The sequence below is a fragment of the Pseudomonas sp. GM74 genome (assembly GCF_000282455.1).
Lineage (GTDB): Bacteria > Pseudomonadota > Gammaproteobacteria > Pseudomonadales > Pseudomonadaceae > Aquipseudomonas.
In genome coordinates this window covers 1-22,695 of sequence record NZ_AKJG01000102.1, presented here as the reverse complement: position 1 = coordinate 22,695, position 22,695 = coordinate 1, and the positions used below count along the sequence as shown (strand labels likewise).

17 protein-coding genes, 2 tRNA genes and 1 pseudogene are annotated in these 22,695 nt (G+C 57.5%); 10 read left to right on the top strand and 10 right to left on the bottom strand.

Annotation, left to right across the window (positions count from 1 at the left end):
* Window positions 1-474: 474 nt before the first annotated feature.
* Together PMI34_RS08695 and PMI34_RS08700 are read right to left on the bottom strand one after the other, a co-directional pair.
* A complete protein-coding gene (locus PMI34_RS08695; RefSeq protein ID WP_008051973.1) occupies window positions 475-1,608 on the bottom strand; it encodes an aminotransferase class V-fold PLP-dependent enzyme in 1,134 nt (377 codons plus the stop codon).
* 254 nt (window positions 1,609-1,862) lie between these two features.
* Entirely contained in the window at window positions 1,863-3,608 is a 1,746-nt protein-coding gene (locus tag PMI34_RS08700) for an ABC transporter ATP-binding protein/permease (RefSeq protein ID WP_008051972.1), read from the bottom strand.
* Between the two features lie 208 nt (window positions 3,609-3,816).
* Between PMI34_RS08700 and fhuF the strand changes: the two genes are divergently transcribed.
* Window positions 3,817-4,497, top strand: a complete 681-nt coding sequence (gene fhuF, locus PMI34_RS08705; RefSeq protein ID WP_008051971.1) for a siderophore-iron reductase FhuF — start codon at window positions 3,817-3,819, stop codon at window positions 4,495-4,497.
* A gap of 24 nt (window positions 4,498-4,521) precedes the next feature.
* On the opposite strand, the gene PMI34_RS08710 is transcribed toward fhuF, so the two are convergent.
* Complete coding sequence (locus PMI34_RS08710) at window positions 4,522-6,174, bottom strand: cyclic peptide export ABC transporter (RefSeq protein WP_008051970.1); 1,653 nt, start codon at window positions 6,172-6,174, stop codon at window positions 4,522-4,524.
* Window positions 6,175-6,480: 306 nt separating this feature from the next.
* On the opposite strand from PMI34_RS08710, the gene PMI34_RS08715 reads away from it, so the two are divergent.
* Window positions 6,481-8,541, top strand: a complete 2,061-nt coding sequence (locus tag PMI34_RS08715; RefSeq protein ID WP_008051969.1) for a TonB-dependent receptor — start codon at window positions 6,481-6,483, stop codon at window positions 8,539-8,541.
* Window positions 8,542-8,792: 251 nt separating this feature from the next.
* Here PMI34_RS08715 and PMI34_RS08720 read toward each other — a convergent pair whose 3' ends face one another.
* The gene (locus tag PMI34_RS08720; RefSeq protein WP_008051968.1) at window positions 8,793-9,503 is read right to left on the bottom strand and encodes an alpha/beta fold hydrolase; all 711 of its coding nucleotides are present in this window, start codon (window positions 9,501-9,503) and stop codon (window positions 8,793-8,795) included.
* Entirely contained in the window at window positions 9,493-10,404 is a 912-nt protein-coding gene (locus tag PMI34_RS08725; RefSeq protein ID WP_008051967.1) for a LysR family transcriptional regulator, read from the bottom strand. The genes PMI34_RS08720 and PMI34_RS08725 overlap by 11 nt, the downstream gene beginning before the upstream one ends.
* 122 nt (window positions 10,405-10,526) lie before the next feature.
* On the opposite strand from PMI34_RS08725, the gene PMI34_RS08730 reads away from it, so the two are divergent.
* The 8 genes from PMI34_RS08730 (at window position 10,527) to PMI34_RS08755 (ending at window position 15,948) form a co-directional block, all read left to right on the top strand.
* Entirely contained in the window at window positions 10,527-11,237 is a 711-nt protein-coding gene (locus tag PMI34_RS08730) for an AzlC family ABC transporter permease (RefSeq protein WP_008051966.1), read from the top strand.
* A complete protein-coding gene (locus PMI34_RS08735; RefSeq protein WP_008051964.1) occupies window positions 11,234-11,530 on the top strand; it encodes an AzlD family protein in 297 nt (98 codons plus the stop codon). The genes PMI34_RS08730 and PMI34_RS08735 overlap by 4 nt, the downstream gene beginning before the upstream one ends.
* Window positions 11,531-11,603: 73 nt before the next feature.
* Window positions 11,604-12,242, top strand: coding sequence for a LysE family translocator (locus tag PMI34_RS08740; protein ID WP_008051962.1), 639 nt, complete (start codon window positions 11,604-11,606; stop codon window positions 12,240-12,242).
* Window positions 12,243-12,377: 135 nt separating this feature from the next.
* A complete protein-coding gene (locus tag PMI34_RS0127425; protein ID WP_032829777.1) occupies window positions 12,378-12,770 on the top strand; it encodes a YkvA family protein in 393 nt (130 codons plus the stop codon).
* 98 nt (window positions 12,771-12,868) lie between these two features.
* Window positions 12,869-13,150 carry an IS1182 family transposase gene (locus PMI34_RS08745; RefSeq protein ID WP_008051960.1) on the top strand — a complete coding sequence of 94 codons (282 nt, stop codon included), beginning with the start codon at window positions 12,869-12,871 and terminating at the stop codon, window positions 13,148-13,150.
* 162 nt (window positions 13,151-13,312) lie between these two features.
* Complete coding sequence (locus PMI34_RS08750) at window positions 13,313-15,214, top strand: potassium transporter Kup (protein ID WP_032829776.1); 1,902 nt, start codon at window positions 13,313-13,315, stop codon at window positions 15,212-15,214.
* 352 nt (window positions 15,215-15,566) lie between these two features.
* A tRNA-OTHER gene (locus tag PMI34_RS28830) sits at window positions 15,567-15,666 on the top strand.
* Window positions 15,667-15,861: 195 nt separating this feature from the next.
* Window positions 15,862-15,948 (top strand) — tRNA-Leu (locus PMI34_RS08755).
* Window positions 15,949-16,028: 80 nt separating this feature from the next.
* On the opposite strand, the pseudogene PMI34_RS28340 reads toward PMI34_RS08755, so the two are convergent.
* From PMI34_RS28340 to PMI34_RS08775, 5 genes and pseudogenes are all read right to left on the bottom strand, one after another.
* A pseudogene (locus PMI34_RS28340) lies at window positions 16,029-16,352 on the bottom strand (tyrosine-type recombinase/integrase); the annotation flags it as partial.
* 52 nt (window positions 16,353-16,404) lie between these two features.
* The gene (locus PMI34_RS08760; protein ID WP_008051956.1) at window positions 16,405-17,880 is read right to left on the bottom strand and encodes a DUF1254 domain-containing protein; all 1,476 of its coding nucleotides are present in this window, start codon (window positions 17,878-17,880) and stop codon (window positions 16,405-16,407) included.
* 407 nt (window positions 17,881-18,287) lie between these two features.
* Entirely contained in the window at window positions 18,288-20,504 is a 2,217-nt protein-coding gene (locus PMI34_RS08765) for a DUF3604 domain-containing protein (RefSeq protein ID WP_008051954.1), read from the bottom strand.
* A 39-nt stretch (window positions 20,505-20,543) separates the two neighbouring features.
* Window positions 20,544-21,542 (bottom strand): HupE/UreJ family protein, encoded by a 999-nt coding sequence (locus PMI34_RS08770; protein WP_008051952.1) that lies wholly within the window; start codon window positions 21,540-21,542, stop codon window positions 20,544-20,546.
* On the bottom strand, window positions 21,542-22,450 hold the full coding sequence (locus PMI34_RS08775) for a peptidyl-prolyl cis-trans isomerase (RefSeq protein WP_008051951.1): 909 nt from the start codon (window positions 22,448-22,450) through the stop codon (window positions 21,542-21,544). The genes PMI34_RS08770 and PMI34_RS08775 overlap by 1 nt, the downstream gene beginning before the upstream one ends.
* Between the last annotated feature and the right edge of the window lie 245 nt (window positions 22,451-22,695).

Sequence of the window (22,695 nt, the reverse complement as noted above, 5' to 3'; positions counted from 1 at the left end):
CGAAAGTCAGGCAAACTACAAACCTGGTTCCAGGATCATCGAAGGTGTGCTGAAACTGATACGCCCGGATGACCTTTGACGGATATTGCGCACAGGTGACGGAGCAGCGCGGAATGCTCGATCAGTTCTTCCAGCAGACCCAAGCATAGGTGCACATTTGCCATCGCTCCAGCCACCGTCAACTATTGGTCGATTTCTGCCTGTCGCCACAGTCAGCCTTGGGTCGATCCAAGTCATACAGTCGCCAATCATCCGCCCCCGTGAAAGGCTTCGTTGGAACCCTTTTCTGATAGCGCTGAAGGGCGCACGTGTCAGTACGACGCGTGCACGGGCTTTCCCTTATGGTTCTAACATGACGTCCGGACGACCAGCGTCATATTCGTCGAAGATCAGCGCCATGGGCCGGCAGTGCCCAGGGCAGGATGCCTTCCTGGCGTTCACAAGTTCGGTATGTGCTGCGGGCAAGATGAGGGCTTAGTCAACCATCACCTCGTCCAGTGCCTGCTCGAGGATGCTGACCGTGCGCTCGATATTGTGCAGCTTTTCGAGTCCGAACAGACCGATGCGGAAGGTCTGGAAGTCGGCCGGTTCGTCGCATTGCAACGGCACTCCGGCGGCGATCTGTAGGCCGTGGTCGGCAAATTTCTTGCCGCTCTTGATGTCGGCATCATCGGTGTAGCTCACCACTACGCCAGGGGCCTGAAAGCCGGCTGCGGCCACGCTTTTGATGCCTTTGCCGGTCAACATTGCGCGCACCCGATCGCCCAGAGCCTGTTGTTCTCCGCGGACCTTGTCGAAACCGTAGGCTTGCGTCTCTTTCATCACTTCGTTAAACCGCGCGAGGGAATCGCTGGGCATGGTCGCATGGTAGGCATGTCCGCCCTGTTCGTAGGCCTGCATGATCTGCAGCCACTTTTTCAGGTCGCAGGCGAAGCTGCTGCTATGCGTCTGTTCGATGCGCTCGAGGGCCAAGGAACTGAGCATCACCAGGGCGCAGCAAGGGGAGGCGCTCCAGCCTTTCTGCGGTGCGCTGATCAGCAGGTCGACTGCGCATTTCTGCATATCAACCCAAATCGTGCCTGAGGCGATGCAGTCCAGCACGAACAGGCCACCCACCGCATGCACGGCGTCGCCGACGGCCCGCAGGTATTCGTCGGGCAGGATAATCCCTGATGAGGTTTCAACGTGGGGGGCGAAGACAATCTGCGGCTTCTGCGCCTGAATGGCTGCCAGCACTTCGTCCAGAGGGGGTGGGGCGTAGGCAGCCTGGCGACCAGTGTCGACCGGTCGGGCTTTCAGCACCGTAGTGGCCGCCGGGATCTTGCCCATCTCAAGGATCTGGCTCCAGCGATAACTGAACCAGCCGTTGCGTATCACCAGGCATTGCTGGTCGGTGGCAAACTGTCGCGCCACCGCTTCCATGCCGAATGTGCCGCTGCCCGGGACCACCGCAACAGCCTGGGCGTTGTAGACCTGTTTGAGGGTCCTGGAAATGTTCTTCATCACGCCTTGAAATGACAGCGACATGTGGTTGAGCGAGCGGTCGGTGTAGACCACTGAGTACTCGACCAGCCCCTCGGGATCGATACCGGGATATAGCTTTGACATGGGGTGACTCCTTTGGCAGAGATCTCAGTGGTACCGACCCTGCCCTAAGCCTTGGCAAATGACAAGATTGCTCGGGATTGAATTGCGACTTCTGTCGAGCGGCTGGCATCACCTGTGGGCGGCAACTGCCCCCAGTCCGGTTGGTCGACAACGATGGCGCAACGGGCAATCAGGTTACACCTAGTCTGTCTACTGACAGCTTATGGCCGTTTTCTGCCTGTCACCAAGGGCTGTATCCGATTCTCTATGGTCGCTCAGTCTTCGATCGCACTGTAATCCCCTCGGGACTGGCATGCGGCGTCGCCAACGTTTGCCTTTCGATACTCCCACTGAGACTCGCTTTGCAGTTCCAGGACTTGCCAATGGAAGTGCTCCAGAGAGGCATTGTGACCGACGCTGATCAGGATCGACTCCGGTAGTGTTTGTTTAAGCAACTGATAACAGCGCGCCTCGTTCACTGAATCGAGCGCCGAACTACTCTCGTCGAGGAACAGCAGCTCGGGGCGGGTCATCAACGCCCGTACAAAGGCACAACGCTGCAATTCGCCAATGCTCAGGGTCTGAGCCCAGTCAAGTTCCTGATCCAGGTGTTCGCTCAGGTGTTGCAGGCCGACTTGCTGCATGGCCAAGCGCAGGGCAGTGTCTTTTTCGTGATGGGGCGGATGGGGATACCAGAGAGCCTCTCGAAGGCTGCCCAGCGGCAGATAGGGTTTTTGCGAGAGTGTCAGGGTCCGCTCTCGGTCGAAAGCGGTTGAACCGCTGGCATGAGGCCAAAGCCCTGTGATCGCACGAATCAGCGTCGACTTGCCGTAGCCGGACGGGGCATTGATCAACAGACTGTCGCCGGGTTGGAGTGAAAGATTAAAGCCTGTGAGCAAGCGCCGGCCATTCGGCAACCAGATGTCCAGGTCCTTGATATGGAAGCCTTTGGACTGTTGACCAACGATGACCTTCGACTCGACCTCGACGCTATCCAGTCGCTCCTGGAAACCGACCAGCCGGTCGATCACCGATTTCCACTCGGACAGTTCCGGGAACACTTCAACCAGATAAGCGATGGCCGCATGCACTTCGCCGAAGGCGGCGCTTATCTGGGTCAGGCGGCCGAGTGAGAATGCGCCGGCAAAAAACTGTGGCGCCATGATGAACATCGGTATGACGGTGGCACTGCGCAAGTAGAACGTCGAATAGCCCATGACCAATTTCTGTTTTTTTACCAGCGCCCAGAAGTTTTCCAGGGCCGCCTCCAGCCGTTGATTGAAACGGAGGTTTTCCACGGTTTCGCCTCGGTATTGAGCGACCGAATCGGCATTTTCTCTCAGACGCATCAGCGAAAACCGGAAATCCGCTTCGCGCCGCTGTTGCATGAAATTGAGTCGTGGCAATGCGCGTCCCAGCCAGAACGCGAAGCCCGTGCCCAATAGCGCGTAAACCAGGGCGATCCATACCAGCAACCCCGGAATGACCACGGATTGGCCGGCGAACGGAATACTGACCAGGCCGGAAGCCTGCCAGAGGATATGCAGGAAGGAAAACAGCGAGACCACGGATGTCAACAGTCCCAAACTCAATTTGAGCGATTTGACAATGAATAGATCGATGTCCTCGGCGATCCGCTGATCGGGGTTGTCGACGTCGGCCCCGGTCAGCTTCATTTTCTGGTAACGCTGGCTATCCAGCCATTGATCGAGCATGTTCCGTGTGGCCCAGCGGCGCCAGCGCAATGTCAGCTTCTGCTGGAAGTGAAACGCAGCCACGGTGAAGGTGGCGGTACCGATTTGCAGCAGGATGAACTGGAGGCCGCCGAGGATAAAACCTTGGTAGTCCTTGTCCTGCAAGGCATTGTAAAAGTGCAGGTTCCAGAAGTTGGTGAGGATATTGATACCCACCAGGCACAGTGTCATCAGCACCGTAGCGACAAGCAGCAGCAGGGCCGGATACTTTTGTTCGGATAACCAGAAAGGTCGAGCGAGACGCCAGAAATTGCGGAGTGTGTGCATGTGGTCCTGGGGAGCCAGGTCGCTGGCGACGTTGAGTTTGAAAGGGCGGGGAGGTAGGATTCGCCAATGCTAATCGTTTGCAATAATTAGGGAAAGTCGCGGGAGAGCCGTTATCGAATTCCCAGAATGGCTTAACCAGACCTGGCCGCCGATACAGCGGGTAATCCGTAGTGATCATGGTGACCCGCCTTTCATACGCTTGAGCCGAATGGCCGACCCCGTCGTGCTGCAACCACTGCTGACCCGATTCGCCCTGCTTTATCCCGGAGTGAACCGCGCAGCCGTAGTTTCACAGTGGTCGATGAACTATATGAGCATCGTCCTGCCCGCCGCCCTGGCCTGTGTGCTCACGCGTCATCACGCGATCGATTTCTGGGGCGAGGAGACCGTGCTGTTTCACGATGACGGTCAACCACAGGCACTGGGGCTGGCCGCCCATTTACCGACCCTGCCCCCCGAAGACCGAGCAGCCTACTGGTCGCGGTTGACCCACGAGCATCTGGCACCGGTTTTCACCACCCTGGCTGCCGCCGGTGGCCTGGCCCCGAAAGTATTGTGGGGCAATATGGTCGCCATCTGGGACGGTGCCTTTGCGAGAATGGATGCCAATTTGTCCAGGGATGGATTCGCCGAGGCGCATCAGTGGCTGGAGTCGGCCACGGTGAATGACGGGCGCCTGAAGTTGCGGAGCCTGCAGCGCATGGTCGAGTCACCTGCGCCGGACATTTGTGCCCAACTTCCATTGCGTCGACATTGCTGCCTGCACTACCAGTTGCACGAGCCCATTGAAAGTGAGCCACCCGTGCTATGCGAGTCGTGCCCCAAGCTGCATCGATTGCCGGTGGCAGAACAGGTGAGTTACCTGCACTACATCTATGCGGACGATTGAACGACTCACCGTGCGATCCTTTCTTTATGGACAGACCTTGGCCAGTGCCGGTGCGTCCGCATCGTTGCTCGGTGTGATGTCACTGAGCATCCCGTTTTCGATGCGGATCAGTCGGTCTGCCAGGCCAAAGTAAGTATCGTCATGGGAGATAACGATCACCAGTTTTTGACGCTCTCGCAGGTCCGACAGGATCCTGTTGTAGAAGAAGTGCTTGAACACCGGGTCTTGGTCGGCCGCCCACTCATCGAACAGGTAGCAAGGACGGTCCTCCAGCCAGGCGCTGAGCAAGGCCAGGCGTTTGCGTTGTCCGGTGGACAGCGCCAAGGTCGTCAACTGTCCATTCTCGATCCGCACCTTATGGTCCAGTTGCAGGTCAATCAGGTATTCCCGAGCCTGCTGCACCCGCTGTGGGTCATCGCCGTTCAACAGATCTTCGAACAGGCAAAAGTCGGTAAAAATCGCCGAGAAGTGCTGCCGGTAATGATGATTGCTGCTGGCTGAAGACACTTGTTCGTCGAGCTCGATGTCACCGCTTTCCGGCCGGTAAAGGCCGGTCAGCAACAAGGCCAGGGTGGTTTTTCCGCTGCCATTGCCGCCGGTGATGAACACTACTTCGCCGGCATTGAGGGTGAGGTCTATGGGGCCAAGGGTGAAATGACCGTCCTCGCGTTCGCGATAATAGGTATGGGTGACTTGCCGGCAGACCAGGCTGCGAACCTGGGGCTGGGAGGGCCTCTGCGCGGTATCGCTGACGGTTCGCAGTTCGCCTTCCAGGGCGCGGATCTTGTTCAGTGCGATGCTGGCACGGCCCAGAATGGGCAAGGCATGCATCAGCTCAGATAGCGGAGTAATCATGTAGAGGATGGTCAGGATATAGCCGGTGGCCAGACTGGCATTCATGTCGATGAAGCGCGGCGCAGCGAACAGCACCCCGCCGATCAGCAAGTAGAACACCGCATTTCCCCAGTTGAGCACGACAGCGTAAATGCTCATGCCACGCACGAAATCCCGACGGTATTGCTGGCTTACAGGTAGCAGCAGGCGAGTGAAGAAGTGTTGTCGACGCGGGTGGTTGAGCTGCAATTCCTTGCTGCCGTCGGTAAGCAGGCGGTATTGATCGAACAACTGATCCTTGAGCTCACGAGCGCGCGCGATCGACGTCAGTGCCTGACGCTGCGGCCAATTGAAACTGAGGCTGCCCAGGACGATCAGCGATAGCGTCAAACCGAGTAGCGGCAAACTGAGCCAACCCAGATAGGCCAGGCAAGCGGTGATGATCCCGGTGTTGACCAGCAAGATTGGAACCAGCTCAACCGCTTGGCTGATGGTCTGTGTGTCGTCGGTCAGCATGGTCAGAAGACGGTGTTTGCCCAGGCGTTGCAACTGCGCGTAAGGCGTATCGATCAGCTTGGCACTCAGGTGCAGACGCATATCGTGGACGGCACCCTGTCCCAGTCGCAGCAGGCTTACATCTGATGCCCCCCGTGACACGACTGCCAACCCCACCAGTGCGACAAAATACAGACCATCCGCGGGACGCAACTGATCAAACACTTCCAGGCTGTGGTTGATCAAGGCAATCAGGCCCGCTGCCGCCAGCCCACAAATCAGGCCCGTCAGGCTCGCGATCAAAAGCGCGAGCCATGAGCGTTTGGCCATGAGTATCAGCAAATCCATTTCAAGCCGCTCCGCAAGTGATGATGGCCGCAAGGCGCGCAACCCGTTGCCGCTGCAAAGCTACCGATCAGCTTAACCACTGCGAGTGGAAAGCGACCAACGCTGAGAGTACGGCAGAAAACGCCTCAAAATACTGACACGGATTGTATTCGGTCTGATACATGTCGGCACGATAAATACAAATGAGATGAGTTATCAAAAGCGTTTAAATAAGCATTTCTTTAGATTAGACTCCCGCCAGCCGTAGGAAAGTGGCGTTATCGACGTAAGAAAAATCACAAAATATCTGTCGCAGGGGAGCGGGGCGTGAATTTCAAAAAGAATACAATTGCGTTGGCTGTGGGGGCGGCGGTCTGCCTGTCGAACAGCGCATGGGCAGCTGAACAGTCGAACACGATGGAGATCGCTCCGATCACGGTGACGGGCGAAAAAATCAACCGCACCCTGGAGCAGACCCAGTCCAGTGTCGTCGTGGTGACTGACAAGCAATTGCGCGAGAAGGAAGACCATGACCTGGTCGATGTATTCGCCCGTACGCCGGGTGTCTACAACCAGTCCGGTAACGAGAACTGGGGCATCCGTGGCGTCCCGGTGTCCGGTTTCGAAGACCAGGGCCCGGCCACGCTCAACGGTGCGGTTTCGGTGTTCGTCGACGGCGCTGTGCAACCCAACCGCGCCCTGACCCTCAGCCCGATGCCGCTGTGGGACGTCGAGCAGGTCGAAGTGTTCCTCGGTCCGCAGTCCACCACCCAGGGCCGTAACTCCCTGGCCGGTGCCGTGGTCATCCAGACTAAAAACCCGACTTTCGTACCGAGCCTTTCGGCACAGACCAACGTGGGTAACTACGGTGAAAGCGGCGGGGCGATTGCCGGTGGCGGCTCGATCGTCGATAACAAGATTGCCGGCCGCATCGCCGTGGATTACCAGGAAGGTGACGGTTACATCGACAACGTCGCACTTGATGACGACGCCAACCCGACCCGCACCGCCAATGCCCGCGGCAAGTTGCTGATCCTGCCCAACGACGATCTCGATGTGCTGCTGACTTACGCCCATGGTGAAAGCCGCAAGGGCGACAACTCGGTCATGCGCGAAAACGGCAAGGTCCGTTACTACGACGTGTCGTCCGACACCAAGGCTTTCGACAAACTCGAACAAGACACCGTCAGCGCCAAGGTGGATTACCGCCTGGACGACAACTGGTCCATTACCAGCCTCACCGCCAACACCCGCTCGGACTATGACGCCCGCCTGGATTTCGACCAGACCGCCGATGCCAACGAAGTCGTTCTGCGCAAGCAGGATGGCGACCTGTTCAGTCAGGAACTGCGCCTGAACTACACCGGCGACACGGTGAAGAGCTTCGCGGGTGTCTATTACGGCCACAACACCAACAACTTCCACGACCAATTGTTGTTTGACAACGAACTGGTCGGCACCGTCAAGGGCGATACGACGATAGAAAACAAGGCGGTGTTCGGTGAAATCAACTGGACGTTCGCCCCGCGCTGGACACTGATCACCGGGCTGCGCTACGACCACGAGAAGAACGACACCGACATCGAGCAGGACGACTTCTCCACCTCGGGCAAAACCAGCAAGTCGTTCGATGCCGTGCTGCCGAAGCTGGGTATCGACTATGAACTGGCTGCGAATCAGTACGTCGGCTTCATGGTGCAGAAAGGCTATCGCGGCGGTGGCGTCAACGTTCGTTCCGGCTCCGGTCACGAAGCTTACAATCCGGAATACACCACCAACTACGAGCTGTCCTACCGTGGCTCGTTCTTCGACCAGACCCTGCGAACCCGCGCCAACCTGTACTACACCGACTGGAAAGACCAGCAGGTCAGTGTGCTGGACCCGAACACCGAGTTCCTTCACGTGTTCAACGCCGGTCGCAGTGACATCAAGGGCCTGGAAGTCTCCGTCGAGAAGGACTTCACCCAACAGTTGACCCTGACGGCCGGTGCCTCCGTTACCGATGGCAAGTACAAGGACTTCGTCGCGAGCGATGGCCGGGACATGAGCGGCGAGGACTTCCTCTATTCGCCCAAGTACAAGATGGCGCTGGGCGGTACCTATCGCTGGAATGACCGTCTGACCCTGAACACCGACGTCATTTACCAGAGCACCTCACCGTCGGAGTATGAATTCGATGAAGCGGGTCAGGTCATTGATGAGCGCAAGTCCGACGCCTACTGGCTGACCAACTTCAACGCCGAGTACAAGATCACCAAGAACGTCGCCGTATCCGGTTACGTGAAAAACGCCTTTGACAAGGAATACATCACTAACAACCGCAGCGGCGACATCATTGATGTTGGCGCCCCGCGCACGCTGGGCCTGATCCTGCGCTACGACATGTAAACCCATGGAAGCGGGGAAGGAATCCCCGCTTCCGGTTTCAAGGCGGTCGTCACCCTCAAAAGAGAAAGACGGGTGCAGTGACGCGAACAATCTGTGAGTGGGTAAGCATTCTCTTGATCGGCTGCTAATGGCCGATTGTTGCCTGTCGCAATGGGCTGTAAACAACCCAATATAGATAGTCCGTCCCAACGAAGTCATCAAACGGGTTTCGATACCCATCTCACTCTGGGGCAGTTCGTAAATTGGTACGACTACTTCGTCACCCCGTTTGCAGCCAGCCACTGCGACATCAACCGTGCCAGCGTTTCGGGTTGCTCCAGCGGGACCATATGCCCCGATCCTTCAATCACCTCCAGCCGTGCTGCCGGGATCTGCACACACAACTCCTGTGCCTCTTCTGCCTGCCTCAGCCTGTCCTGTACAGCTGCAATGATGAGCGTCGGGCACTGAATCTGGCCTGATGGCACATCCGCTCTATCCAGCAAGGACTGAGTGGCAAATACCGAATGCCCCATGCGGGCGCCCATCTCTCGAATTCTACCAATCAGGGCCATGTCATTAGCTCGTTGCGGATGCACCGACTTCGCGATAGTCGTGAAACTCAAACCGCGAAATTGTCCTTGTGCCGAGGCATCGATAGAGGCTTGCTTGATTCGCCGCTGCTCGGGTGAATCCGCACGTAACGAGGTGGCGATCAGGACCAAGGCAGCCACGCGATCAGGGAACTGCTGCACGAGCGATCTTGCTACATAGCCACCGAGGGAAAACCCTACGAGGACAAACCTTGGCGGTGCAGATGATGCAATGTGCTGCGCGATCTGCGGGATCGTCTGTCCTTCAAGCAGGTTGGCAAGGTGAATGGCTTGAGTGGATGGTAGGTGTTCAATCACGTCATCCCAAAGCGATTCGTCGAGCATGAAGCCGGGAATCAGTACCCATGGCAGAGCACTTTCAGAGGACATGTTTGTCACCCCCGGAGACGTGGGTTGGTGCATCACAGAGCGGGTCGCGCAACGCCCCTGCAACATGTGCGTACAGCGCATCTACAGCGCGTGAGCCTGTCGAGTCCCGGCTTCGGGTCAACACGACTTCCGCTACCGGCAATTCTGGCAGACCGTGCCGAGCATCCAGCACCTTGAGATGCGCCGGCAGGCTGCAACGCGTTACCACGGCCACCGCCAGGCCACTTTCCATCGCCGCCAACTGGCCGCTGACATTGGGGCTGTTGTAGACCACTCGGTACTCACGGCCCAACCCAGAGATAGCGGCAAGTATTGCCGTGCGCAAACATTCGCTGAGCCCGTGCACGGCGATCGGCAACGGGCTGCGCTTCCAGGCTTCATGCTGCTCGGCGCCGCCCCATACCAACGCTTCCCTGAACAGCAACTCGCCCCGTGAAGGGCCGTCGCGGGTGACCAGGGCGAGGTCGATCTGGCCACGGTCGACCTTTGTCCAGAGGCTTGCGGAGTCTTCGCAGACCAGTGTGACCTCGACCTCGCCGAAGCGGGTCATGAAGCCGCGCAGGGCCGGCATCAGGTAGGTCAGGGCATAGTCATCCGGCGCACCCAGGGTGACGCGCCCGGAGACCGCGCCCCCGTGCATCGCATCAACCATCGTCGAGTGGGCTTCGAGCAGCTTGCGGGCGTGGCCGAGCAGGTCATACCCGGCAGGGGTCAACGTCAGTTGTCTCGGCTCGCGCTTGAACAGCGGCCGACCGAGGCTGTCCTCCAGCTTCTTCAGCTGCATGCTCACCGCGGACTGGGAGCGGGCGACCTGACGCGCCGCCGCGGTCATGGAACCGGTATCCACGATTGCCAAAAACGTGCGCAACCAGTCGATCTGTAAATCCTTGGAATGAATCATCGTGTCCAGACATTCGATAATCGAATGCCTTGTATAACAGATATTCGCTTTTCTTGGCGATGGATGGGCATTCACACTTGTCGCCACAACGACAGCAATAGCGACGCAGTGAGAAGCCGCCAATGACCCACCCCTACACGAGAAGCGAGATCCTGCGAGGGACGAGGGACGCACTCCCGGTCATGTTCGCGGTCGCCCCCTATGCCATGGTCCTCGGTGCGCAAGCCTCCCAGGTCGGCCTGTCGCTGGTTGAAGTGGGGGCGATGACCGGCCTCAACTTCGCCGGCGGTTCGGAGTTCGCCGCCATCAAGCTGTGGGCTGCGGTGCCACCGATGTTGACGATCGTGCTCATCACACTGCTGATCAACAGCCGCCATATCGTGATGGGCGCAGCGCTGGCGCCTTATCTCCAGCACTTACCCAAACGCAAGGTGATCCCGGCCTTGTTCTTCATGGCGGACGAGGGCTGGGCGATCAGCTATGCCGACACCTTGCGACGGTCTTCGGCACAGCAGTCAATGGCCTTCAGTTGGCCCTACTACTGGGGTGTTTGCTTGCCTTTCTACCCGGTCTGGGTTGGTTTTGCCTTGATCGGCGCAGCGATCGGACCGGCACTGGGCAACATCGAAGCCTATGGCTTTGCCATGGCGTTTCCGGCGGTCTTCATCGTGCTGCTCAGGGGCATGTGGAAAGGCCCGCGGTTGGCTTGTTCCTGGTTGATCAGCCTGCTGGTCGCGATCCTGGTCTACCTCACGGTGCCCGGCGCCTGGTTCGTATTTGCCGGCGTCATCGCCGGCATGCTGTTCACTTATCTGCGGGCGATGGACTCATGATCAGCATGGCGGCGTTGCTGACGATACTGGGCATGGCGTCAGCCACCTATGCGACTCGCCTGGGGGGGTATCTGCTGCTGCGTAAACGCAAGCTCGGGCCGCGTGCCCGCGCAGTAATGGAGGCAGCGCCGGGGTGCGTGCTGATCTCGGTGATCGCTCCACACTTCGTCTCGCCTCATCCTGAAGAGTTGATCGCATTGGGCATCACGCTGGTTGCCGCGTGGCGCTTGCCGATGCTGTTCACCGTCGCGATTGCCGTGGGGTCGCTGGCGGGGCTCCGGTTGCTCCTATAGGTGATGAGTAATTTGCATCATCAGGTAACAAGTTTTCGGTAGTATGCCCTCAATTTTCTACGAGCCTGGAACCATGGACCCGAACACGATGCTGGCTTTTACCCTGGTCGCTGCGATTGCCATCGCCAGCCCGGGGCCTGCAACATTGATGGCGATCAACAACAGCCTCGCCCATGGCCAACGCAGCGCAATGTGGTCCTCGCTGGGCAATGCCAGTGGCCTGTTCTGCCTGTCGGCGGCTGCGATGCTGGGGTTGGGGGCGCTGCTTGCCAGCTCCGAAGGGTTGTTCAACATGGTAAAGATCGTCGGCGCCGGGTATCTGTTCTACCTGGGGGTGCGGCAGCTGCTCAACAAGACGCCGCTGCTGGCTGATGGCATTCAGGAGGGGCAGCGCCTGCGGCCCACACGGCTAAAACTTTACAGATCGGCGTTTTTTACCGCGCTCTCCAACCCCAAGGCGACGCTGTTTTTTACGGCGTTATTCCCGCAGTTCATCGATCAAGGCGCAGCGCTGTTCCCGCAATTTCTGATCCTGACCGCGATTTTCATGACGCTCTCGGTGTCGTCGTTGAGCCTGTATGCCGCGCTGGCCTCGCGCGCCAAAGGCGTGCTGGTACGACCCGAACTGTCCCGCTGGGTTAGCCGGGTGGTTGGGGTAACGTTCATCGGATTTGGTGCTGCGATTCTCGCTATACGTAGGCAAACGGCCTAAGAAATGAGTGTTGAAGAATGACCGTTTTTGGCCGATTTCTGTCTGTCGCCAAGGGCTGCATCTGCCCCCATAGCAGTCAATCACCTAAGGCGCTACGCTCGTAGGCACGCTCCTTTGGGTACAGACAATTCCGATATGAAACACATATTTGATCGTTTACGTGGCTGGGCCAGAAACCTGAAACGGCAAACGATGGTTCTCTGGTTTCGCTACCGACATCCGCAAACACCTTGGTTGCCCAAGTGGATTTCGGTATTTGTCGTGGCGTATGCGCTGAGTCCAATCGACCTCATTCCTGATTTCATTCCTGTGCTTGGATATCTGGACGATGTGATTATTTTGCCTATTGGCATTGTGCTCGCTATTCGCTTGATGCCTGCGCAGGTGCTCGAGGAGTGTCAGGTCAAAGCGAATGAGTGGGAGAACAGCCGTTCGAAGCGGCCAGAGAACAGATTTGCTGCGGTAATCGTTGTATTGATCTGGTTCGTTGCTGCGGGGATTTGGGGGGGGGGTACTTTCTTTGAATAGAAGTCGCGTCCTCATGACCTCTTCTGGCCCGGAGTGTGTAAAAACGCCTCTGCGAACCCTTGCTATGATTTCTGAGGGCTTCATCGCAAGGATCGCCCATGAAACGCTTTATTCAAGGTGAGCATCGAGGCCAAAGCACCTTGCTTCCCGAGAGCCTCGACGACTATGTCAGCGATACCAGTCCAGCGCGCGTAGTCGGCGTCTTTGTCGACGAACTTGACCTGGTCAATCCGGGTTTTGAAGGTGCCGTTCCAGCCGATACTGGCCGGCCTGCTTACCACCCCGCGATCTTGCTGAAGATCTACATCTACGGCTATCTCAACCGCATCCAGTCGACGCTAGATCTGATGATTCGAATGGATTGTTCGTATCTGCCGTAAATTTTTTACGCTTTCTTTACGACTGCTGATTCCGCCCTCAAAGATACTGGCCGCGATTTTTTAGATCGTCCATGCGCCTTGTGACTCCAGTGGCCTGGGCATATCGTTTTGCCCAAGGACGGCATGCACTCCCTTCCCCCCGCAATTAGAGAGAAGCGACCCTTGAGTGAAGCAGCGACCGGTGCACATGAAAATCCGCAATCCAAAACGTCAGGTCTGGGCTTGCTCGTCGCCGCGGTCGGAGTGGTTTACGGGGATATTGGCACCAGCCCTCTCTACACGCTGAAAGAAGTCTTTTCTGGCCACTACGGAGTTCAGGTCAACCATGACGGCGTGTTGGGCATTCTGTCGTTGGTCTTCTGGTCACTGATTTGGGTCGTCTCGATCAAATACGTGTTGTTCATCCTGCGTGCCGACAACCAGGGCGAAGGCGGCATCATGGCGTTGACGGCTTTGGCCCGCCGTGCGGCAGCGCCATTTCCGCGCATGAGTAAGGTGCTGGTTCTGCTTGGCCTCTTCGGTGCGGCACTGTTTTACGGGGACAGCATGATCACCCCGGCTATTTCGGTGCTCTCTGCGGTTGAAGGGCTACAGCTTGCGTTTGACGGAATTGAACACTGGGTTGTGCCTTTGTCAGTGGTCGTGCTGGTGGCGCTGTTCCTGATCCAGAAACACGGCACGGCTCGCATCGGTATCCTGTTCGGCCCAGTGATGGTGCTGTGGTTTGTCGTGTTGGGTGCGCTGGGGATCTATGGCATTTTCCAGCGGCCGGAAGTGCTGCAAGCGCTCAACCCTGCTTGGGGCGTGCAGTTTTTCATGGTTCATCCAGGCATCGGCGTTGCGATTTTGGGTGCCGTGGTGCTGGCTTTGACCGGTGCTGAGGCACTGTATGCCGACATGGGTCACTTTGGTCGTAAGCCCATTGCCCGCGCGTGGTTCATTCTGGTGTTGCCAGGGCTGGTGCTCAATTATTTTGGCCAAGGTGCCTTGATCCTGGAGAACCCTGAGGCGGTGCGTAATCCATTTTATTTGCTCGCGCCTGGCTGGGCACTTCTGCCGATGGTCGCGCTCTCCACACTGGCGACCATCATCGCTTCTCAAGCCGTGATCTCCGGCGCATTTTCCCTGACGCGCCAGGCCATCCAGCTGGGGTATGTCCCTCGTATGTTTATCCAGCACACCTCCAGCCAGGAGCAGGGACAGATTTACATCGGCACGGTTAACTGGGCGTTGATGGTCGGTGTTGTGCTGCTGGTACTTGGTTTTGAGTCGTCCAGTGCTTTGGCCGCTGCTTATGGGGTCGCTGTGACGGGCACCATGTTGATCACCACCATCCTGTCCTCGGCGGTCGTCCTGCTGCTATGGAAAACCCCGCGCTGGTTGGCCATTCCGGTGCTGCTCGGTTTTCTCCTGGTAGACAGCCTGTACTTCGCGGCCAATGCGCCGAAGATCTTCCAGGGGGGGGCGTTCCCGGTGATTGCTGGTATTGGCCTGTTCATTTTGATGACCACTTGGAAGCGGGGCCGCAAGATCATTGTTGAGCGGCTGGACGAAACCGCGCTGCCTCTACCACTGTTCATCGCTAGCATTCGTACGCAGCCTCCTCATCGCGTACAAGGTACGGCGGTATTTCTGACAGCCAGGTCCGATGCCGTTCCGCATGCGTTGTTGCACAACCTGCTGCATAACCAGGTTTTGCATGAGCAAGTGGTGTTGCTCACAGTGGTGTCTGAGGACAGTCCTCGTGTGAGTTCTGGCCGCCGGTTTGAGGTTGAAACGTATGGCGAAGGGTTCTTCCGGGTCAGTCTGCACTTTGGCTTTATTGAGGAACCCGATGTCCCCTTGGCGTTGAGTCTCTGTCATTTGGCTGAGCTGGACTTCAGTCCGATGCGCACCACTTATTTCCTGAGCCGGGAAACGGTGATCCCGACCAAGCGCATTGGTATGGCCCGTTGGCGAGAAAGCCTGTTCGCCTTTTTGCTCAAGAACGCCAACAGCAACCTGAAATACTTCAAGTTGCCTTTGAATCGGGTGATAGAACTGGGTACACAGGTTGAGATGTAAGGAATTGCGGTCAAGGCGTCCGTACATTGTCAGCGACATCGCCTGATCCGCGTGCTTCAACCCGGTTTGGCAGTTCCAGAATGACCGCTTCGAGGGCAAGTTGGTTTGCATTGATCTTGAAGAGCAGGGAAGGGAGCAGGTTTGAGTCAGGCGCCGCAAATCCTCCGTGCAAACTCCTTGGGGGCCGCGCGATCAGACCCCAAAGCGGATGCTTTGCCAGTAGCTCGCTGTTTTCTGTCATCGTCCCAAGGAAAATCTTGACGAGGTTGAGTGCGCCTGGCGCCAGAAAATGGTTCCACAACTCAGAATCCGACCCTTCCAAACCGCTGGGCACAGCTTGTTTAAAATCAGTGGCTTGCGGAATGGGTGACGTGCTAACCTATTGATCTACTTAGCTTTGTGGGTGGATTGCAAATCCGCCTACGCCGGTTCGATTCCGACCGCGGCCTCCACTAATAAAAAAGCTCCGTAGATCTATGATTTACGGAGCTTTTTTATTTGCACTAGCCTGCAAGATTTAGTCTTGAAAAGGGTATTTGCGAACTTGCTTCACCGGGGCGGGATGTATATATTTCCACCTCTGCTGCACAAGCGTCAGAACTGCCAGATCGTTATTTGGCAAAACCTGGACGCTTCACCGCGCTACCGCCCGAATGGCGAAACTGGTAGACGCATGGGACTTAAAATCCCCCGCTCGTAAGGGCGTGCCGGTTCGATTCCGGCTTCGGGCACCATATAAATCAAGGGTTTGCGGGCGAAAGCTAAGCAAGCCCTTGTTTGTTTCTGAGTCGCAATTCTGGCTTTGGGTCGCAATTCACTTGGTAGGCGAGACTTTCTTACCTATGCGATTGCGGATGTATTGCTCGGTCATGACAACGGTAGTATGCCCAATTGCCACCGTCATTGGTGTGCCAGTCTCCGAAACGATCAGCCGTGTCGAGCGGACCCTATGTTCTTTTTTTCGGGACATGATTCGATCAATCAAAACTTTCAGTTCGCCAGTTATTTCAATCCGACGTTTTGCATTCGTCTTGCCTTGCAGGACCCGGATTTGGTCGTCTCGGACATCCCGTTCGTCCAGTAATCGGGTATCGGTCACGCGCTGACCGGTTCGATAGGCTAGGTCCATCGCATTTTGCCATCCTGAAGAAAGGAGCCCCCCGGCAAATGCCGGGGGAATTGCGCGAGGTCTATTTCGATACCACGATGCCTGCCGGCTTCCAGGTTCCTTCGCCAGCCGGCAGGACTGAAGGAGGCGTCTCCTTGGGCCAATAGAGGCGCATCACCAAATAAATCGGGCCGTCGGGTGCGGGCAGCCAGTTGCCTTCCAGCGCCTTGCCAGGCGAGGTCCGTTGGATGTACAGGGTCAGCGACCCGTCGGCATTCTTCTTCATGCCGGGCAGCATGGGCGAGTTCAGTAGATAGCGGTTGATCGGGTTCTTGATCAGGAGCTGTGTTTTGCCGTCGTACATGGTCACCGACCAGAAGGCGTTGACTGGAGGTAGTTGCCCCGCCGGGAAGGAGAGTGTGTAGTTATGCTTGCTGCCATCCAGTGGCTCGCCGGTCGCGGTCGTGCGGGTGATGGGATAAGTGGCTTCCACGGCATCGTTGCCGTATATACCGCCTTTGGCCGCGCCCGCGCGCTTCAACCAGTCGCCATTATAGAAATGGCGGTCGCCAAAGTACGAACCGATGCCCCAGCCATTGACATTCTTGAGTCCGCCGGACAACCACTTGTCCACCTTCTCGTCACCTTCCTTCATGCCCAGCAGGACAGCGGCCTTGTGTTCGAGCGAGAGGTCTTTGAACTCGAAGCTCTTGCCTGGTCCAATGCCAATTTTCGCGATTCGAGCGCGAATTTCCCTGTCTTCCGGTGTTGGCGGAACATACTGGAGCGCGGCATCAAGATACTCGAAGAAGTTCTCCTTGATCCCCGCGGCGGTGGTTGGAGGGAAATTGATAACCGGCGAAGCAGGCGGCGCCGGTTGCTTCAAAAACGCCGACAGCGGCTGGACTTTGTAGCCGGACTGCACCTTGATCACATTCGGCATGTCCTTGGGATTGAAAAGCTGGGTTCGGTAGCCGGCCACCGTGAAGGGCGTTGTCGAATAGAAGACTTGGCTAATGCCTGGTGGCATGGAACCTTTCCAGTCAGGCCCGACCACCATGTAGTTACCCGGGCCGTTGCCCGTGGTGCGGCTGCCGATGTAGCCGTAGTTGTAGGTGTTGCCGTCGATCAGTTGCACCGAGTAATAACGTTTCTTTTCCACTGCGGGTACCGTGAGCACCATGGGCTCGGTGCGCAGATCCATCCAGAGGAAGGAGTAGGGGGTATCGCTGTTGGGCGTGACGATGGCCGTATCCTGGTAAGTGAAGACACGGGGTTCGTTCTTGATCTGATTGAACGGAGCTTTGAACTGCGGGCCGCTTTTGTCCACGGCGTACTCATACATCACCGCATAGTTCATGACGATCGGCAGTCCGTAGATGAAGGCCTCTTCGGCGATGGCCTTGGTTTCCGTGAGACTGGGCGCGGCGATGCCCTTGGCTGCGTCGGCTTTTTCGGCCTGGGCCACGGGGTCGTTCTTGCTGGCACAGCCTGATACAAGCGCCACCGAAACGGCAGCGATGGCGATCCATTTCATGCATGAATATTCCGGTTTCATCCTTTTTCGCTCCCGACCAAGATCCTCTCTGCCCTGGACGTCTTGATCAGCGTTTGAACACGCCGAGACTCCAGCTGGTTTACTGCCGAATCTGAGCGTAGGCCATGAAGCAAACCTCCGCTATTGACTGGGGGGGGGCAGCCAACAGCGGAGGTAAACTTTTTCTTTGGGACAAACAGACTGCTGAAGCGAATTCAACAGAATCGGCCGATTTCTGCCCGTCGTGAAGGACAGAAAGCCCAATGCGGTCCATCGATGCCTGCTTTCGAAAAAATTGTCCTTTCTGTCATCAATGTTCATTAGGGCCGATTCGCGAACAGCTTTCTATTTGAGCTGCGCAAACATCTGTCGTTGCGCGACAATCTGCCGGTACCGATGTATGCAGAACATTGGTGCTGGCCTCGGCGCTACTTGACCTCTTCAACCTCATAATTCACATAACCGAATTCGTTGCTGCGAGCCGCCACGTACTTGCCGTTCTGCTCGAATACCGTGGCCTCGAAGGGCGTGCCGCCGAGTGTTGTCAGCAGATGCCCGTCCTTGATTTCATACTTGGCCGGCACGCCGAACTGACCGCCATGCAGCATGTTCAGGTATTCCCCCTCTGCGGGCGGTTTGCCATCGACGCTGGCGACCAGGCGTTGGCCGTCGGTGCCATAGACGATTTCGAATGTCTGGCCGGTGACGGTATTGCGCACCTTGATGGTTTTACCCACCACGAAGGTTTGCAACTGCTCGTTGGTGAGCGCTTTGGCGCCTTCGGTTTTCAGTTGATCAATGGTTTTGCCGCCAGCGACAGTCTTGCTGTCCTCGGCTGTCGGCGTGTACCAGATCGGTGAGGTCCACGCGCGCTCCTGGACGGTGGGCGAGACGTCGGCCGGTGGCGGTACTTGCAGCTTGGCCGCGTCATAGGTGCTCCAGCGCGGTGTCGGGATCTGTAGCGCGCGGGCGTAGTAGAACGCGTGCCGGGCCGGATCGAAGTCCGGATCGACCCAGACTTTTTTCAGCTCGGTGGCACCGATGGTATTGGTGTAGGTCGCCTTGGAAACATCGACCGTCGAGCCCACCGCAGGGACTTTGCCGGTGACCGGATCCGGTTGGCGATCACCGGCCCAGGCGACGTCGTAGACCTTCTCGAAGGTCTGGCCGTTTTTGGTCCAGCCCTTGATGATCTGGATCCGGTCGAGGTTGCCATCGTCGGCATCCTTGACCGCCCATACCACGAAGGACGGTGCCTGTTTGCCCTGTTTTGCCGGCAAGTCGCCGCCCATGGGAACCCCCTTGGCGTAGGCGGCATGTACCCAGTCTTTTTCGTTCCACAGACTGCCGTCGAAGCCCCAGCCACCAAACATGCGTACGGGGATGCGCACGCCGCTGGTGCCGTAGACCTCTTTACGCTTCATGGCATCGAAGATCGATTCACGGGTGTTTTCTTCCGCCCAGACACCGGCCAGACCGGAGGTGCTGGTTTGCAGGGCCATCATGCCCGAGTTCTGTTTGCCGGAAAGTCGCGCCGCCGGGGTGCTGTCGGTGAAACCGTGGGAGCCGAAGTTGTTGCTTTGCGCATAGGGAATCACCCCGTTGTGCGAGTCGCTGGCGCCGACCACGCCCATTTTGTATGGGTTGTAGCCGCGGGCTTCCTGCAAGGCCATGCCGTTTTGCCAGGCTTGCCTGATGTAACTGCCATTGAGTTTCGAGGTGCTGTTGTCGATGCCGATCAGGAAACTCATGATTTCATAATTGGCAAATTCGTCGGTTGGCGACAGTTCCGGGTGGGTTTCGGAAGTGCCCTTGACCTGGTGAATTTCGGTGAGGGATTCATTGCGCATCCGCGTTTCGGCCCACGCCGCATCGATCGGGCGGCCACGGTCATCGACGTCCACCGGAAACATCAGGCCGTTGCTGAGGTTGGCGTTGTGGGAGATCGCCAGTATTTCGTTGCCCTTTTTCCGCTGATCGTCCATCCAGCTCCACAAGTCCTCGGGTTTGCTTGAGTCGAGGGCCGTGAAGGGCAGGTCCGGCACCTTCTTCGAGTCACGGAAAAACACGTTGCGGTGCATGTTTTGATTGTTGGGCGCCGAGGTCCATTCATAGGCGACGAAGGTGGTGAACTTGCCGGGCTTGTAGTACTTGTCGGCGATGGCGATGTTCTGCTGCCAGATGTTGCCGGCCACCTTCGGATCAATCAGCTCCTTGATGGGATTGTTCAAGCTGCCGGCGATCCATTTGAACACCCGGTTGAAATCCTCCGGAGTCTTGGCAATCAGCTTTTGCGCGATGGGCAGTTTGCTGAAGTCTGACTTCGGATCGTTGGCCAGGGCGATCACGCCCACGTACTCCGAATGATCGGTCACGCCATGGAAATCCAGCGGTCGGCCTTTGAGCTGCACTTCAAACCCCATCGGATGCTTGACCGGCATTCCAAGCGAGTATTGGTAGGCCTGTTCGGGATCGACCTGATGGTTGCCGATCAGGTAAGCATCAATCGACCAGGAGCTGTGCGAGTGCGTCTGGCCAAAGTAAACCTCGCGGTCCGGGTTGCCTTCCGCCAATGCCAATGTGCTGACAGTCAGCACGGCGCAACCGAGCAGTGACGGCGTGGTGAAGTGTGTAAGGGGTTTCATATTCCACGTCTCCGGAATACGGCAGTGACAGGGTGAAGTTCAGGCCCAGAAACTCGAGACTCGTTCGAAAAACCAGAAGGCAGCCAGCGCTCCCAACCCGTAAGAAGCAATCGGTCGGGCGTATAAGAGCGCGGGCCGTGGCAGCCGACAACGCAGCAACAGCGCTCGCAGGCACAGCACGGCAGCGACAAACATCAACTGGCCGATTTCGACGCCGACATTGAAAGTGAACAGCGCCAGCGGCAGGTCGCGCTGGGGCAAGCCGATTTGCGCCAGCGCACCGGCAAAACCAAAGCCATGCAACAAGCCAAAACAGAACGCCACCACCCACGGCCATTGGAGGGTGAAGCTGACGTCACCGCGGTTCTTGCGGGCGATTTCCACCGCCAGCAACAGAATACTCAGCGCAATCGTCGCTTCCACAGGCGGTCCGGGCAGCCGCACCGCACCCAATGCTGCGAGCGCCAGGGTGATGGAGTGGGCGAGGGTAAACGCGGTGATGGTCTTCACCAGCATCCAGCCATTACCCACCAGCAGCAGGAGACCGAAGACGAACAGCAGGTGATCAAAGCCGCCCAGAATGTGCTGGATGCCATGGACCAGAAACGCACCGGCCACCGAGAACGCTCCCGGCGTGGCAGCGATTTCTATCCAGGGTTGCGTAGGGTGGACGAGGGTGGTCGTCAGGCTGCCGTCCAGGCGCGAGATACGCACCAGCACATCGGTGATGCTCGCTTGCAGGCCGATAAACTCGATGCGCTGCCTGACCAGACCGGCGGGACCGGCATCAATGACCCGGCGCTCGATCAGAGAGTCGTTCAGTTCGCTTTCCACCGGGTCAACGACAGTGCGCACACCTTCGGCAAACCGCAGCGCAATCGGCAATCGCATGCCTGAAAGCACCGGCGTGCGCCACAGTACGTCATAGCGCCCGGCAGCCGTTTCGTTGAGTTCCAGATAAGCGGGGCGCGACTCATGGGCCATGGCGCTCAGCCCCATGAACCCGAGAAACAACAGCAGCCAGACCCTGCGCCTCATTAAGGCCGCTCCGTTTGTATGGCGGTAATTCCACCGGCGGAAGCAGGCATCATCACCACGACTTCATAGCGTGCTTTGAGTGCATCGAAATTCGCGCGTTTCGATTCGCTGCGTTGCTCGGACAACCAATCGGACTTGACCTGCTGGGCCACGGTTTCGAAGGGCGGTGCCGGTGGCTTGGCCAGCGCATCAATCCACACCAGATGCCAGCCAAAACCGGACTCCACAGGCCCCACCCAACTACCCGGCGTTTGCTGGAACAATGAAATGGCGAACGTTGAACCAAAGACCCGCGCCACTTGATCCTGTGATTGCTCTGTGTAGGCGCTTTTAAACATGAACGCATCGCCTTCACCGCTGTTCTTGTCAGTCAGCCCTCTCAGCACGGCCTGAGCCTGGGCCTGCGCATCCGCACCGCGTTTGTCCAGGGCGAAGAACACATGATGGAAGGTTGCCAGGGGGGGCGGGGCATATTGGTCCTGATGCTGCTTGTACCAGGCCTCAAGTACACCGGGTGCCGGTTCGCGAAGTGACGCTAAATCCTCGGCGAGGAAATCCATTTTTTGCGCCAGTCGGCGGCGAATGATGGTGTCGTCTTTATCCAGGCCAAGTTTCAGTGCTTCGCGATAGAGGATTTCCTCTTTCACATAGTCATCAATCAGGCCCTGCAACTGTTGCTCCGAGGCGGGGCGTTGCCATCGTGCCAGCCAGGAAATCGCGATCCGCTGAACAACTTCAGGAGTAATTTCGATGCGTTGAGGATCTTGATTGATCGTTGAACGGTGCAAACCTCCGTACAGCACGAAGAGTGCGAAACCGGCGATTAAAAAGTGCAGTAACGGCTGGCGAAGGCATCGCTTGATTAACGAAAGTCGAGATTCTTTCGCTTCGCAGACGCTTAAGTTCATGACTTATTGCCCCACGCTATTCTCGAATGGTTTTCGAAACAGAGTGGAGTATTGCTGCTGGGCCGGAACTTTCCACCGAGGTTAATCACCATAAGCACTAAGCATTAGTCGCAATCGGATTAACCCATTCCCCGAGCCCGTGCAGTCTTTCACCTATACAGCCCGGGACGGAGCGTCCAAGTAATGAAAGGACTGCCGGTTTTCGCCGCGATCATCGAGGCAGCCACTTGTCCAAAGTGGGCCGA

Excerpts from the sequence above, each read along its gene's own strand:
- PMI34_RS08695 (WP_008051973.1), bottom strand. The coding sequence starts at position 1,608 with ATGTCAAAGCTATATCCCGGTATCGATCCCGAGGGGCTGGTCGAGTAC.
- PMI34_RS08700 (WP_008051972.1), bottom strand. The coding sequence starts at position 3,608 with ATGCACACACTCCGCAATTTCTGGCGTCTCGCTCGACCTTTCTGGTTA.
- fhuF (WP_008051971.1), top strand. The coding sequence starts at position 3,817 with ATGGCCGACCCCGTCGTGCTGCAACCACTGCTGACCCGATTCGCCCTG.
- PMI34_RS08710 (WP_008051970.1), bottom strand. The coding sequence starts at position 6,174 with ATGGATTTGCTGATACTCATGGCCAAACGCTCATGGCTCGCGCTTTTG.
- PMI34_RS08720 (WP_008051968.1), bottom strand. The coding sequence starts at position 9,503 with ATGTCCTCTGAAAGTGCTCTGCCATGGGTACTGATTCCCGGCTTCATG.
- PMI34_RS08725 (WP_008051967.1), bottom strand. The coding sequence starts at position 10,404 with ATGATTCATTCCAAGGATTTACAGATCGACTGGTTGCGCACGTTTTTG.
- PMI34_RS08730 (WP_008051966.1), top strand. The coding sequence starts at position 10,527 with ATGACCCACCCCTACACGAGAAGCGAGATCCTGCGAGGGACGAGGGAC.
- PMI34_RS08735 (WP_008051964.1), top strand. The coding sequence starts at position 11,234 with ATGATCAGCATGGCGGCGTTGCTGACGATACTGGGCATGGCGTCAGCC.
- PMI34_RS08740 (WP_008051962.1), top strand. The coding sequence starts at position 11,604 with ATGGACCCGAACACGATGCTGGCTTTTACCCTGGTCGCTGCGATTGCC.
- PMI34_RS0127425 (WP_032829777.1), top strand. The coding sequence starts at position 12,378 with ATGAAACACATATTTGATCGTTTACGTGGCTGGGCCAGAAACCTGAAA.
- PMI34_RS08745 (WP_008051960.1), top strand. The coding sequence starts at position 12,869 with ATGAAACGCTTTATTCAAGGTGAGCATCGAGGCCAAAGCACCTTGCTT.
- PMI34_RS08760 (WP_008051956.1), bottom strand. The coding sequence starts at position 17,880 with ATGAAACCGGAATATTCATGCATGAAATGGATCGCCATCGCTGCCGTT.
- PMI34_RS08765 (WP_008051954.1), bottom strand. The coding sequence starts at position 20,504 with ATGAAACCCCTTACACACTTCACCACGCCGTCACTGCTCGGTTGCGCC.
- PMI34_RS08770 (WP_008051952.1), bottom strand. The coding sequence starts at position 21,542 with ATGAGGCGCAGGGTCTGGCTGCTGTTGTTTCTCGGGTTCATGGGGCTG.
- PMI34_RS08775 (WP_008051951.1), bottom strand. The coding sequence starts at position 22,450 with ATGAACTTAAGCGTCTGCGAAGCGAAAGAATCTCGACTTTCGTTAATC.